General features: G+C 35.2%; 15 protein-coding genes. 3 read left to right on the forward strand and 12 right to left on the reverse strand.

Annotated features, from left to right (window positions below):
• Positions 1-19: 19 nt before the first annotated feature.
• The 9 genes from tpx to ezrA all read right to left on the reverse strand — a co-directional run bounded on the left by tpx (position 20) and on the right by ezrA (position 9,323).
• Positions 20-529: a thiol peroxidase gene (tpx, locus tag EK386_RS02010; protein ID WP_126657346.1), complete on the reverse strand. Its 510-nt coding sequence runs from the start codon at positions 527-529 to the stop codon at positions 20-22.
• 117 nt (positions 530-646) lie between these two features.
• Entirely contained in the window at positions 647-1,228 is a 582-nt protein-coding gene (locus EK386_RS02015; protein ID WP_179965984.1) for an RDD family protein, read from the reverse strand.
• Positions 1,229-1,241: 13 nt separating this feature from the next.
• Complete coding sequence (sppA, locus tag EK386_RS02020) at positions 1,242-2,252, reverse strand: signal peptide peptidase SppA (protein WP_126657347.1); 1,011 nt, start codon at positions 2,250-2,252, stop codon at positions 1,242-1,244.
• Between the two features lie 169 nt (positions 2,253-2,421).
• The gene (gene mbcS, locus EK386_RS02025) at positions 2,422-4,008 is read right to left on the reverse strand and encodes an acyl-CoA synthetase MbcS (RefSeq protein ID WP_126657348.1); all 1,587 of its coding nucleotides are present in this window, start codon (positions 4,006-4,008) and stop codon (positions 2,422-2,424) included.
• Between the two features lie 233 nt (positions 4,009-4,241).
• Positions 4,242-4,454 carry an alpha/beta-type small acid-soluble spore protein gene (locus tag EK386_RS02030; RefSeq protein WP_126657349.1) on the reverse strand — a complete coding sequence of 71 codons (213 nt, stop codon included), beginning with the start codon at positions 4,452-4,454 and terminating at the stop codon, positions 4,242-4,244.
• Positions 4,455-4,802: 348 nt separating this feature from the next.
• Entirely contained in the window at positions 4,803-5,015 is a 213-nt protein-coding gene (locus EK386_RS02035) for an alpha/beta-type small acid-soluble spore protein (protein WP_126657350.1), read from the reverse strand.
• Between the two features lie 96 nt (positions 5,016-5,111).
• Positions 5,112-6,317 (reverse strand): tRNA uracil 4-sulfurtransferase ThiI, encoded by a 1,206-nt coding sequence (gene thiI / locus EK386_RS02040; RefSeq protein ID WP_126657351.1) that lies wholly within the window; start codon positions 6,315-6,317, stop codon positions 5,112-5,114.
• The gene (locus tag EK386_RS02045) at positions 6,314-7,462 is read right to left on the reverse strand and encodes a cysteine desulfurase family protein (RefSeq protein WP_126657352.1); all 1,149 of its coding nucleotides are present in this window, start codon (positions 7,460-7,462) and stop codon (positions 6,314-6,316) included. Before EK386_RS02045 ends, thiI begins: the two co-directional genes overlap by 4 nt.
• 154 nt (positions 7,463-7,616) lie before the next feature.
• Positions 7,617-9,323, reverse strand: a complete 1,707-nt coding sequence (gene ezrA / locus EK386_RS02050) for a septation ring formation regulator EzrA (RefSeq protein WP_126657353.1) — start codon at positions 9,321-9,323, stop codon at positions 7,617-7,619.
• A gap of 134 nt (positions 9,324-9,457) precedes the next feature.
• Here ezrA and hisJ point away from each other — a divergent pair, with 134 nt between their 5' ends.
• Positions 9,458-10,252, forward strand: a complete 795-nt coding sequence (hisJ, locus tag EK386_RS02055) for a histidinol-phosphatase HisJ (protein ID WP_126657354.1) — start codon at positions 9,458-9,460, stop codon at positions 10,250-10,252.
• 19 nt (positions 10,253-10,271) lie between these two features.
• Complete coding sequence (locus EK386_RS02060) at positions 10,272-10,751, forward strand: free L-methionine (R)-S-oxide reductase MsrC (protein ID WP_126657355.1); 480 nt, start codon at positions 10,272-10,274, stop codon at positions 10,749-10,751.
• A gap of 63 nt (positions 10,752-10,814) precedes the next feature.
• On the opposite strand, the gene EK386_RS02065 is transcribed toward EK386_RS02060, so the two are convergent.
• On the reverse strand, positions 10,815-12,686 hold the full coding sequence (locus tag EK386_RS02065; protein WP_126657356.1) for a sensor domain-containing diguanylate cyclase: 1,872 nt from the start codon (positions 12,684-12,686) through the stop codon (positions 10,815-10,817).
• A gap of 478 nt (positions 12,687-13,164) precedes the next feature.
• On the opposite strand from EK386_RS02065, the gene rpsD reads away from it, so the two are divergent.
• On the forward strand, positions 13,165-13,767 hold the full coding sequence (gene rpsD / locus EK386_RS02070) for a 30S ribosomal protein S4 (RefSeq protein WP_126657357.1): 603 nt from the start codon (positions 13,165-13,167) through the stop codon (positions 13,765-13,767).
• Positions 13,768-13,999: 232 nt separating this feature from the next.
• On the opposite strand, the gene EK386_RS02075 is transcribed toward rpsD, so the two are convergent.
• On the reverse strand, positions 14,000-14,215 hold the full coding sequence (locus tag EK386_RS02075; RefSeq protein ID WP_158674357.1) for a hypothetical protein: 216 nt from the start codon (positions 14,213-14,215) through the stop codon (positions 14,000-14,002).
• Positions 14,205-14,492, reverse strand: coding sequence for a hypothetical protein (locus tag EK386_RS02080; protein WP_126657359.1), 288 nt, complete (start codon positions 14,490-14,492; stop codon positions 14,205-14,207). The genes EK386_RS02075 and EK386_RS02080 overlap by 11 nt, the downstream gene beginning before the upstream one ends.
• Between the last annotated feature and the right edge of the window lie 9 nt (positions 14,493-14,501).

Consider the following 14,501-nt stretch of genomic DNA (forward strand, 5'->3'; position numbering starts at 1 on the left):
GTATCCATGGAAAAACAAATTATTTCGCCAATGCCTCTTTCACCGCGTCGATAGCAGCTTCGTAATTTGGATGGCTTGTCCCCTCAGGAACATACTCAACATAAGTCACTGTATCATTTCGGTCAATTACAAATACGGCACGTGCAAGCAGACGGTTTTCTTGCATATAAACTCCGTAGTTCTCGCCAAATGAAAGTTCACGGTGGTCAGAAACAGTATGAACGCCTTCGATTCCAGCCGCCGCACACCAACGTTTTTGAGCAAATGGTAAATCCACTGACACTGTATAGAAAGCTACATCTCCACCTAAACCTGCAACTTCTTCATTAAAACGGCGCGTTTCTGCATCACATACACCTGTATCTAAAGAAGGAACTGATGCAATTAATCGTACTTTCCCTGCTGAATCTTTTAGTGAAACGGGCGACATATCGTTCGCTAGTACTGTAAATTCTGGCGCACGATCGCCCACCTTCACTTCTTTCCCTACTAATGTTACTGGTTTGTTAATAAATGTTATTTGAACCATCATTCATCCTCCTTTTCTAAATTCATCTTACTAAAGGTATTTGAATTTTTGCAAATAACTTAACTTATTAAATTCATGAAAAAACCATCTATCACATGACAGATGGCTTCGGTAACCTTATATCGTAGTACTTACAGAATCATTCTCTACATTTGGAGGTTGATGCACAACCACTTTATTTTTAATAAAGACTTTTTCATGCACAACAACTGTATCTGCTATGACGTCATGTAACCCTTTATTTTTCGGCATAAATGCAGCAATAACATATAAAATGATGATCGTATTATTAATAAATCGTCCAATTACTTCTCTGAATAACACTGTCGCCCAATCAAGTGGTGCACCATTGATCGACTTTACTTTCAAACCGAAGATCATTTTGCCAATTGTTTGATTCCAAAACTTTGTTAATAAAACAAAGTATGCATAATAAAATAATCCCGAAATAATCGTCATAGGTGCATACCAATTGTTTTCTGCTAAACTCCATCCAAAAAGATGGAAAATGGGATTTACTAATATGCCAACGATTGCACTTACGATTAAGGAATCAATGATAAAGGCCCAAAAACGCATCCAAAATCCAGCCGTTTTTTCTTCAATTTGTTCAATTTCTTGTGTGGCATACATATTAGGAGTGGGCACGATTTCGCTTTCTGTATTTGAGACATTTGTGTCCTTTTCAAATTCCGACATCTTTTACCCCTCCTTAATATTCACCGTACATGTACATCATACGAGGCGCATCATGGCTAGACATTAACTTTGATAACATACGTTCTTCAGCTGATGGACCGAAGAATGAGCTAATTTTCATCCCTAATAAGGATGTAAAATCACCAAAACTTGTATCATATTCGAATAGTTCTGCATTTTCTAAATCAAAGTCTGCTCGTAGTGATGCTATTGTATCCTCAATGCCACCGATTTCATCCACAAGACCTGCTTTGACAGCTTGTGTTCCACCTAGAATACGTCCATCTGCCACTTTTTTCACATCCGCTTCCGACATTCCTCTACCTTGTTCAATGACATCTACGAACACCTCATACGAATCATTAATCATTTCTTGCATCATGGCTCTTTCTTCATCTGTCGTCGGTCTTGTACCTCCGAACATATCTTTATGTTCGCCAGATTTAATTGTTTCAAATTTCACACCAACTTTTTCAGCTAGTTCAGAGAAATTGTAACTTTGCATAATTACGCCAATTGAGCCCGTTAACGTTTCGCGATGTGCAAAAATCTTATCTGCCGGTGCAGAAATATAATATCCTCCTGAAGCAGCCATCGAACCCATTGATACATATATTGGAATATTTTTTTGTTCTTTAATTTCCACTAACTTTTCGTGAATTTCGGCAGATTCAATTACACCACCACCTGGCGAATTAACTTCTAATACTACTGCCTTCACAGAATCATCGTATAAAATATTTTCTAATTGTGCTAAGAATTGCTGATGATCGTATTCAACCGCTGTCCAAGCAGTGCTTGACCCCACATCTTGAATTGTCCCGTTTACTGATAATAAGGCGATGCGTTCACCAAAATCACCTGGTTCAATAACCGTTTCTAATAACTCCGTCTCAGTACTCATTAGACTATCGAAATCGCTAAAGAAATCTGATGTAAACATCGTAATGACTGTGTTTAATCCAATGGAAAACACAAGTAAAATTGCTGCAGCTCCTAATGCGAGCCATCTTTTCATATTCATTTAACTAACTCCTCCTCCAATCATACATACGTTTAAATTGTACAATTGTTTCAAAAAGTTTCCCATTTTTTTAAAATAACTTTATTAATAAAAAATGGAGGCCAAATTTTTTCGAATTCGGCCCCCGTTTTTCGACATTATTCCCTAGGAAATAATATCTATTATTCTATTAATTTATTACTTGTTTATTCAGCTCTTGGTCACGTAATTCAATGCGTCGGATTTTACCCGATGCAGTCTTTGGAAGCTCATCGATAAATTCGATTGCTCTTGGGTATTTGTAAGGAGCCGTAATTTCTTTTACATGCTCTTGTAATTCTTTAATAATCGTTGAACTTGATTTCAAATTTGGATCACGTAATACAACAAACGCTTTTACAATGCTACCACGAATTTCATCTGGACTTGCAACAACCGCGCATTCTTTTACTGCAGGGTGTTTAACTAGTGCATCTTCTACTTCGAATGGACCAATCGTATATCCGGATGAAACGATAATATCGTCCCCACGACCTTCAAACCAGAAATAGCCATCCTCATCTTTATATGCTCGGTCCCCTGTTAAGAACCATTCGCCACGATATTGCATTTGTGTTCTTTCTAAATCATTTAAATAACCTTTAAATAATGCGGGTGTAGAAGAATGAACCGCAATATCACCAACTTCACCTGGTTTCGTCGGCTCTCCTTGGTCATTTACGACATCAACAATGTTCCCAGGTGTTGGTTTACCCATTGATCCTGGTTTTGGTTGCATTCCGAGTAATGTACCAACAAGCAATGTATTTTCAGTTTGTCCATATCCGTCTCGCACTTGAAGTGAAAAGACATCTAAAAATTTGTTAATTACTTCACTATTTAATGGTTCACCAGCAGATACTGCACTTCTCAAACTGGATAGATTATATTGTTCTAGCTCGTCTACCTTTGCCATTAATCTATATTCTGTTGGCGTACAACATAGGACATTGATTTTATTGTCTTGAAGACATTGTAGATAGTCTTTTGGATCGAAACGCCCTTTATGAACAAATGCTGTTGCACCGCTACCAAGAACCGCTAAGAATGGACTCCAAATCCACTTTTGCCATCCAGGTGCTGCAGTTGCCCACACAATATCATCTTCTTTCACGCCAAGCCAATGTTCTGCTGTTGTACGTAAATGTGCGTATCCCCAACCGTGGGAATGCACAACACCCTTTGGATTTCCCGTTGTTCCACTTGTATACGAAAGGAAAGCAATATCAGATTCTTTTGTTTTCACATCCTCGAAAACATCTGATAATTGTGCTAAATTTTCATTAACTGAAATCCACGGTTCAACAGCACTACCAAATACAAAAAGTTTTAAACCGTCTAAATGTTCGACTTCATCAAACTGACTAATTTCATTATCAAAAGCAACAATTGCTTTTGCTTGAGAGTGTGTAATACGATAATCAATATCTTTTGCGCGTAACATTTCAGAACTTGGGATAATTGTAAGTCCAGCCTTTAATGCTCCGATGTATGTAACATATGCTTCTTCTGAGCGAGGGACCATAACGAGTACAACATCACCTTTAGTGAGCCCGTTACTTGCAAATAAATTGGCTACTTTATTTGCTTTTTTCATTAATTCTGCATAAGAGATCTTTTCTATTTCCCCGTTTTCATGATGAATGATAAGAGCTTTTTTGTTTGCAACTTTTGCATACTTTTCAATTTCATCTACAATGTTATAAACTTGCGGAGCTAATAAGTCTTCTCTTCTCATTTGTATCCCCCTTATTCGTGTATCTATTGATACATTATACTAATTATAATAATATTCATTAAAAATTTCAAAATATTCCTCGAAAAAGAGTATTTTACATACAAAATGCGTATAACGCTTTAATAAACAATAATAATTTTTTGTTATTATTAATATTTATTAAACAAAAAAATCGCTTACAAAGCATATTAAAAGGGCTAGTAGCAAAATGCTACTAGCCCTCATTTAAAGTGTTATTGACCGCTTGTACCACGTAATTGTGATTCAGCCATTTGCACTAAGCGTTTAGTAATTTCTCCTCCAACTGATCCGTTTGCACGAGCAGACGCTTCAGGTCCGAGTTGAACACCAAACTCTTGAGCAATTTCATACTTCATTTGATCTAAAGCTTGTTCTGCACCAGGTACAGCAAGTTTGTTTCTGTTTCCGCTGTTGTTGTTTGTCATGACTCTCACCTCCTTGTGCATATAGAATGTGCGTTATTGATTAAATAATACACAAAAAGGTAGTAGTAAATTCTGCTAGTAGCACCAGTGGAAGTATGTAAGAAAATCGCTTTCTCCCTGAGTTTAAAAAACTAAACTTTTTAAACCCCTACTTAGAGATACGACTTAACCAAATTTAAGTGCTCTTTCTCATGTTATGTAGAATATTGCACTTAATTTATAATAAATCGTATAGCAAAATGCTTGATTTTAAATTTCTTTGCTTTTTCAATTACATATGTTTAAGTAATCAGAAAAAAATACACATTAAAAGCTAGTAGCATTTTCGCTACTAGCCCTTGATTTTCATTATTGGCCAGAAGTACCACGTAATTGTGATTCAGCCATTTGTACAAGACGTTTAGTAATTTCTCCTCCAACTGATCCGTTTGCACGAGAAGACGCTTCAGGTCCGAGTTGAACACCAAACTCTTGCGCGATTTCATATTTCATTTGATCTAAAGCTTGTTCTGCACCAGGTACAGCTAGCTTATTTCTATTACCGCTATTGTTTGAAGTCATGTTTCTCACCTCCTTGTGCATATAGATTGTGCGATATTACATTTTTAATACACAAAAAATAAGAGGTAAGTATTTCCGGTTTTTTAAAAACTTAAACTATAAGAAATCAGCAAATTTATCTTCCGTCTTTTCTTCAGGGAATTTATATACTTCACGGTTTTTCACTGCACGTTCGATTAATTCATCAAATTCCGTGAAGCTTTCATAGTAATTAATTTTTTCAACTTTTGGCTTTGTCTTTGGATTTGCTGGTGTAAAGATTGTACAGCAATCCTCATAAGGTAAAATAGATGTTTCATATGTTCCAATTTGTTCAGCAATTGATATAATTTCTAATTTATCATAAGCAATAAGCGGTCTTAAAATTGGTGTATTTGTTACATCATTAATGGCCGTTAAACTTTCTAATGTTTGACTTGCCACTTGCCCTAAACTTTCACCTGTTACGATACCGAATGCACCGATCTCTTCTCGTACTTTGTCGGCAATTCGCATCATTAATCGACGAGTTGTTGTCATTAATGTATTACTAGGCACTCGATCTCTAATTAACACTTGAATTTCTGTAAACGGGATTACATGTAATCGAATATTTGCTCCGAATTTTGTTAAATCGTTGGCTAAATCTTTCACTTTTTGTAGGGAATGATCATTTGTATATGGCGGGCTGAAAAAGTGAATGGCTTCTAATCGTACACCGCGCTTCATCAATAAATAACCAGCAACCGGACTATCGATTCCACCTGAAAGCATTAATAAAGATTTTCCATTAGATCCCACCGGCATTCCACCAGCACCCGGAAGAACTTGTGCCATCATATAAATCGCATCTTGACGAACTTCGACACGTAATTCAATATCCGGCTTTTTTACTTGTACCGAAATATTTGTATTATTTCTTAACACATGTGCACCAATTTCACGTTGCAATTCGTGTGAGTCTAATGGAAATGATTTATCTGAACGACGCACTTCCACCTTAAATGTTAACGTTTGGTCTTTAAATTGTTCCATTATTTTTAAGCTTAAGTCTTTCATTGCATCTAAATCTTTTTCACAGTAAGCAACTGGACTATAGGATTGAATACCAAAAATTGTTGGCATTCTTTCCATTAAAATAGCATATTGTTCTTCCGTTTCAATTACAATGTGCATTCGATCTCGCTCAGATTGAATTTTTAATGGTGCAATGTCATTGAACGTATGACGAATATTTGTACGTAGTCGATTAATAAAGTCTTTTTTATTTCGCCCTTTAGTGGATAACTCACCGTAACGAATTAATATCTCTTTCCAAATCATACTATTATTTCTCCTTTTAAGTCTTTCATCACATTTGTGAAAGCTTTTTTAAATTCTTGAATGTCTTCATCATTCGTTAACGCCCCAAAACTTAATCGAATGACGCCATTGACGAAGTTTGGTGGAATATTTAACGCTTTTACAACATGGCTTGTTTTCTTTTGCTTTGAAGAGCAGGCACTTGATGTTGAAACAATGATGCCTTGTTTTTGAAGGGCATTAATTAAAATCTCCCCTTTTAAATCTTTTACGCTAAATGACAATATATGGGCTGCCCCTAATTTTGTCGATAATAGATGAATTGAGTCACCAAAACTAGTTAAATAATCGAAAAGTTCATTATGCCATTTTCGATATTTTTGTTCTGATTGTTCCATATACTCTGCAGCCATCCTTGCTGCTTTTGCCAGTGCTACGGCTTGAGGGACTGCTACCGTTCCACTGCGTAGACCAAATTCCTGACCTCCACCTAAAACAAACGGAATGATATTCATTTTTTTTCGGAAAGCAATCACTCCTGATCCTTTTAAACCATGTATTTTATGGCCAGAAATGGAGATAATATCTGGACCCGCATCACCATTAAAATGAATGGGCAATTTTCCAAAGCTTTGGACTGCATCTACATGAAATGCTGCACGGCTATTTTCGTGAATCAGTTTCGCAGCTTCTTCAATTGGTTGAATGGCACCCATCTCGTTATTAACGTGCATAATACTAACTAAAACTGTATCTTTTCGCAATTTTTCCTGAAGCTCTTGTAAAGAGATCGTCCCAGTTGCGTCCACTTTCAAGTAATCCACTTCATAGCCTTCTGCCTCTAGTGATTTAGCTGCTTCAAGAATAGAGGCATGCTCAATTTCCGTTGTAATAATATGCTTGCCTTTATGAGTATTTGCTTTTGGTACACCAAATATCGCAAAGTTATTGGATTCTGTTCCACCAGCTGTAAATAGCACATGTTGATTTTCTGTATGTAGTAAATTGGCTACTTGCCCGCGCGCACGATCAAGTAAAGTATTTGACTCAACACCTGCTTCATGAATAGAGGCAGGGTTAGCATAAAATGACTCATTCACTTGAATAAATGTATTTAAAACTTCTTTATATGGTTTCGTTGTCGCACTATTATCTAAATATATCATTTGTCTCCCTACCTTCTTTTAGCTAATAAGTAAATAATGCCGGAAATGTTCATAAACGCTTTTCTCTGTCGTGAAGAAAGCCACCTACACAATTTGTGAGGTGGCTTAATTCTCTATTTTATTATAACGCTTATGTCAATACCCGCATACTGCCTTAGCCTTGTCTTGCATACAACTCTTCTTGAACAAGCTCTTCAATACGTTTGATTGCTCCTGGTTCTGCTTGCTCAACAGCTGCCGCAGCATCTTCTAATGCTTTTATGTAACGATATTGTTTGAATGCTTCTTCTGCATCGAGAAGTAATTCATGAACTCTCGTATTTGTTGCGCGATAACGATTTCCATATTGAATCATATGTTCAATTAACATGACGTTTTCAATCATTTCTTTTGCATGTCTATTAACTTCCTGAATACAATGTTTCGCATTTTGTAAATTGCTTTGAACTAATTGCATATTAAGCGGTACTTCCTGTAAGCTTTGCATCACAATAAACAGCTGTTCTTCTGCTTCTTCTAAACGTGCATCCATTTCTTCTGGTACTCCTGGAATGTTTGCTTTGTTTAACTGGCGATCTGTTTCTTGTAGCAGTCGCTTTAAGTTGTCTAGTTGTGCACGCGCTTTATTCTCATCAATGCGTAAATTTTTCAATCGATTTGAGAATTGCTCTTGTTCTTCTTGTATACGCTCGATTTCTTCACTAATTTCAATTAACTCTTCCTGCAAGCTAGAGTATGCCGATTTTTCCTCATGTACACGCGCTAATAATAGTTCGTAACGTTTTTGAATGATTTCCAGTTGTTTTAAACCAATTTTTGGTATTTCCGCTTCTTTATCCGTTAAATGATAGCTATTTTGAACATAAATGGCTTCATTTCCCACTTCCCTAGTAGTATGTAACACTTCACTTAAAATACTAAAGGTGCTTTCACAATTTCTATCTACATAGTTTTTTGCAATTACTTCTTTCTCAAGAAGGTCATAATAATGATCAATTTCATCATTAATTTCATATATTCGTGGTTCCACAATTTCGATTTCAAGATTTGCTAACTGTTCTTTTAAAATATCTAGTTCTTTTTCAATTTTATTTAGATATTCAGTAAGTTCTAAATGTCTTAAATAATATGCTTGCTCTTCCATTTCACGTTGCCCATTTCTTAGTTCGTGAATGGCTGTTGGAATTTTCGTTTGAATATGCGTCAAAAGACTTGGTACTTCATTGAGTAAATGGAATAGATCACTTGCTTCATTATTTAAAGCAAGGACGATTTCTCTTGCTTGTAAATAGTTTCCCTCGACTGTTAATGCATCATATTGTTCAAATTTCGGCACAAACTGTTCCACTTTTTTCTCTAAGGCGCCTAACGCTGGACCGAAAGAATGTTGGTGTGCTAATAAAGTTTTACGGGCTGCACGATATTGATCTTTTAAATGTTCCACTTCGATCCGATTTTTTTCTTCACTTCCGATAAGCTCATCTAATTCATTTAAGATTTGAGCTTTATTTTGCTCGCATTTGGCTATATATTCCTCAATTTCACGTTCTATCATGCTAGCTTTTTTGAATTTAAATCGATCTATGTATTCTTCAGCATCAAAAAGCATAGAATCTATTTTGATTACATGTACATCAATTACTTCCGTCCACATGTTACGCCAATGTTCAAACATCTCTTCAGTTTGTCCATTCATATTGAGCGCTTTCACTTTCGTAAGCTCCTCAAATATTGGATAATGCTGAATTTCCATTTTTTCTTTTTCAAGTCGTTGTATAACAACATTATGTTTACGTCGGATTACTAATCCTCCGATAAATAATGCTAATAGTACGATGACGACAATGATGATATACTTCATCGTAAGCCCCCTATTCCAAAATCATACATCTACGCATTTTCGTAACTATAATATACCATGTTTTTGATGTTTTGTTGAATGAAAATACAGGAATTTAAAAGTAATGTCTTAATAATGAAATGGAGGTTTAATTTATGAAAAGAGATGGTCATATTCACACACCTTTTTGCCCACACGGTACAGATGATGCTTTTGAAAAATATATACAAAAAGCAATTGAAAGCGGATTTTCAGAAATCTCTTTTACTGAACATGCACCTTTACCGACGAATTTTGTAGATCCTACACCAGATAAAGATAGCGGGATGTTACCAAAATATTTGACAACTTACTTAGAGCAACTGAAAATTTTAAAAGAAACGTATGCGGAACAGATTACAATAAATATTGGGCTTGAAATCGATTATATTGAAGGTTATGAGACAGAAACAAAAGCGTTACTTGATATCGTTGGCCCTTCGCTAACTGATGCCATCCTTTCTGTCCATTTTCTTAAATTCAATGATACGTATACGTGTATCGACTTTTCTGAAGACGTTTATTTAGATTTCGCACAAAAAGTTGGTGGAATCGAAGCAATGTACAACCTATATTACGATACTGTGCTAAAATCAATTGATGCAAACTTAGGACGGTTTAAACCGAAAAGAATTGGTCATCCGACACTGATACATAAATTCCAATTAGCTCACAACGAACAAATCGATGACGATCACCGAATTAAAGAATTGTTAACATATATGAAAGAAAAAAATTGTGAATTAGATGTTAACAGCGCGGGGTTAAGCAAATCGTTTTGCAAGGAACCCTATCCACCAATGCATATGATTGAATATGCGCGGTCCATTGAATTACCTTTTGTATTTGGCTCTGACGCACACTCGGCACAAGATTTGCACCAACACTACGACATCATTTTTAAGAAATAGTTTTACTGGAGGTTACCCTATGTTCTCAAAAATCAATTATGAAGGATCCGTTGAAATTCAATATGAAACTGTTGCCAAACAATTAGACGCTTTACTCGAGGGTGAAACAGACCAAATTGCAAATTTAAGTAATGCTTCTGCGTTATTAAATCAATTTTTGGATAATATCAATTGGGTAGGTTTTTATCTTTTAAAAGAGGATGAACTTGTTTTAGGTCCATTCCAAGGTCTTCCTGCATGTGTACGCATTGCAATTGGAAGAGGCGTTTGTGGTACTGCAGTCTCTAAAAAAGAAACAATTGTTGTAGATGACGTTCATGAATTCCCAGGACATATCGCTTGCGACGCAGCATCAAATTCAGAAATTGTTATTCCAATAATGAAAGAACATGAAGTAATTGGCGTATTAGATATCGATAGCCCAATAAAAAGCCGATTCTCATACGAAGATCAAAAAGGACTTGAATTGTTTATCAATACGTTAACGAAACATATTTAAACAATAAAAAACTTACTACGTATAATGGGGACCTGAGCGCACCCACGTATCGTAGTAAGTTTTTTATAATTCCATTGACATTGTATCGTTGTAAACACAAACTTGATTTTTACCTTTATTTTTGGCATTGTAAAGTGCTGTATCGGCTTGTAAAAACAATGTTTGAAACTCTCCGTTTTTTTCATTGTTCCAATTCACCAGGCCTGCTGATATTGTTACAGAAGGGTCAGTTGCCTCTGGAATGGATTTTACAATTTCTTCAGCCAGGAGTAATGATTCATTTTCAAGGATGTTCGGCACATAAACGGCCATTTCTTCTCCACCCCATCTTGCACTAATACCCCGTTTACCAACTGTCTTAATTAATCGTTTACCAATTTGCACTAAAATTTCGTCCCCAATTTGATGCCCATATGTGTCATTTACTCGTTTAAAATTATCAATATCGATTAGTAAGAACATACCGGAATCATCATGCTGTAACGAATGCTCAACAAATTTATCCAAGTAACTTCGCGCATATAGCTTTGTTAAATGATCATGGTCAACCATTTGTTGCAATTGATTACGTAAAATGGAGTTCGCAATTGCTAAAGAGGAATGATGTATTAACGATTGCATTAATTTAAAACTATCAAAGGAGAAGAAATAGGATTCTCTATGCAATACCATACTGAAGCCATTAATTCGTTGTTCAACAACCATCGGAATGGCCATGACCGATTTATATTCAACATCTTTTGAAATTAGACGACTAAAATCGGCAATAAATAATGGATCCTGACTCGTTTCAAAATGTTTCGCCACGTGATTAATATATACCGAACCTTCATCCGATTTAAATAAGTCTGTTGCTGCTTCTGTTAGTTTAAACTTCCCATTTTCTTTTAGTACAAAACAAAGTTCCATCGGCTGGAACGATTTCATTAATTGTTTTTGCAAGAACATGAACATTTCATTAATATCTAATCGCATATTTAATCGGTGCGACGTTTCATTAATTAATTGCAAATCACTTATGAGTCGATGTGACTGGTGATAAAGTTTTGCATTTTCAAGGGCATTACCCGAAGCATGGGCAAGCATCCTTATAAAATCTTTTTGGGCATTTGAAAAAACAAAAGAAAACGGTGCGCTTACTTGTAAAATGCCATAGATTGCTTGTCTTCCTTTAATTGGTGCGTTTAACAAACAACAGTTTAAATCCGTTGCCTGTTCCGTTGTAATATTACCTGATACAAACGCCTCAATTGCTGATGGTCGTTCTGATAAGTAATCAAACGGTTTAATTTGAATTTTTGTTTGACGATCTTGATCATTCGATAATATAAGCTCCACATTAAAGTGTGGGAAATTTTCTTGAATCGTGATTAGTACATTTTCTAAGATGAGATCTATATCCATCGTGGAGTGGAATAAATCGGTCATGTTATATAATTTACGATATTGATTTTCATTTTGACGCACTACTACATTTTTACTGATCATTAGTAAAACTTTTGACATGACATCGATGAAATCTTCAAAATAATCAGAATGCATAAAATCTAACCATTTTGAGGTTGATTTTAATAATAAGACGCCATGTACGTCAAAATTCCCTTCTTTTAATAACACCATATGGGTTAAATGCTCACATTCTAAATGATCAAGCAATAATTCTGGAATCTGTACGAGTTTATGATGTCCAAAATAATTAGCAAAACTAGCCCATGGTATTCCCTTAAAATTTTCAGATGAATTTATGTTAAATGGTTTTAAAGTTTCTCCTTCGAATAAAAGAAAACAACATTTATCAATTTCAAAATGTTGATTTAAGCAATTATGTAACAATGTAGAATATTCACTATAGCTATTTAGTTTATCAACAGAACTAATGCAAATATTTAATAAATCTGCTTTGATCTTTATTAATGTCTGCCGATGTTCTATCATAAAATCACCTTTTCGTTTAACATGAAAGAAATAAACACATCTTAAGTATACACCTTTTATATCTTAATGACTATAAAATTGTAGTATTTGAGCCAATTGTCAACTAATATTTCACCTATTTACTATACCATATTACAATTTGTTACATTAACAAATTTATACAATTGGGACAAATTTCCCTTTCTATTATATGATATTATTTCTTGACGTTATTTAGAAAAAATTATACAATGTTTTTTGTGTAAAATAAACGCAGCAGTTATATAATCTTGTTTTGTATTTTATTCCTCTGAATAACACATTGTTGTTCAAATAGTCTTTACCATTTATGGTGTACGCTATTCTTCAGATGGTGTATTGTGTAACCCTATCGGCTGCTAGGGCGAAGATACATGAAAATAAAATGCGTTCAAGTTCGGGTATAACTGGTTTTTGTTTTATACAACAAAAAAACCAAATTTAAAGGAGGAGACAAATTATGTCTCGTTATACAGGTCCATCTTGGAAAGTGTCACGTCGCCTTGGTATTTCTTTAAGCGGCACAGGTAAAGAATTAGAAAAACGCCCTTATGCACCAGGTCAACACGGTCCAAACCAACGTAAAAAATTATCTGAATATGGTTTACAATTACAAGAAAAACAAAAACTTCGTCATATGTATGGTATGACTGAGCGTCAATTCAAAAACCTATTCAACAAAGCTTCTAAATTACAAGGTTTACACGGTGAAAACTTCATGATCCTTCTTGAAACTCGCCTTGACAACCTAGTTTACCGTTTAGGTTTAGCTCGTACTCGTCGTGGAGCTCGTCAATTAGTTAACCACGGTCACGTATTAGTTGATGGCAAACGCGTTGACATCCCTTCTTACAGCGTTAAACCAGGTCAAACGATTTCTCTTCGTGAAAAATCTCAAAACCTTGCTGTAATTGGCGAAGCAATCGAAGTAAACAACTTCGTACCAGATTATTTAACATTCGACGCTGACAAAAAAGAAGGTACATTTGTACGTCTTCCAGAGCGTTCTGAATTATCAGCTGAAATCCAAGAACAATTAATCGTTGAGTTCTACTCTCGTTAATCTTTTTGGTACAACAAGATACAATTTTCCTAAACCTCGAAGTAAAGGCAATGCCTTTATTCTCGGGGTTTTTTATTATATATTCATAAATTATTTGTTCTAAAAAGAAACGATAAGAAACAATATTTTTTGGGGGACACTTGGGGGATATAAAAATCATGGGCAGATGTACATACATATCACTACAGCATACTAAGAAAAGGCCAAGGTATAAAATCACCTTGGCCCCTTTTTATATTTGATTAAAACCGATAATTTCATCACCGGTCTTTACTACCGAATACCTTTTACCTTCTACAGATTGGACAATATCAGGTAGACATTTAGTTTGTTTATATTTCAACACAATTTTATCTGCATTATCCAAATAAATTTCCAAATCACAATACAAAGGTGCAATCCAACTACTTACGATGATTTTATTCATCCAATCCCCTTTACATATCAATTTCGTATGTCTCTTTTTCAACTTTCTTAATCGGTTTTACTTCCCCTCTCGCCCCAGTGCGTTTAACTGCTTTCATCTTTTCGAGCATTTCTTCATCTTTTTCTTCTATATAATTCTGCATACTTTCATCTAATTTCGTTACTCCTGCTTTAAAGATGTTTTTAGTTACCGAAGCGATCGAACCTTCTTTCGATTCAGCACCAAACACTAATGTTAAATATCCCCCGATGACCGCAAGCGCAATCGCAGTAATTGGATCAAAAGCGAAAAACTTCATTCAATCTCC

The organism is Lysinibacillus antri, from assembly GCF_003977595.1.
Taxonomy (GTDB): domain Bacteria; phylum Bacillota; class Bacilli; order Bacillales_A; family Planococcaceae; genus Ureibacillus; species Ureibacillus antri.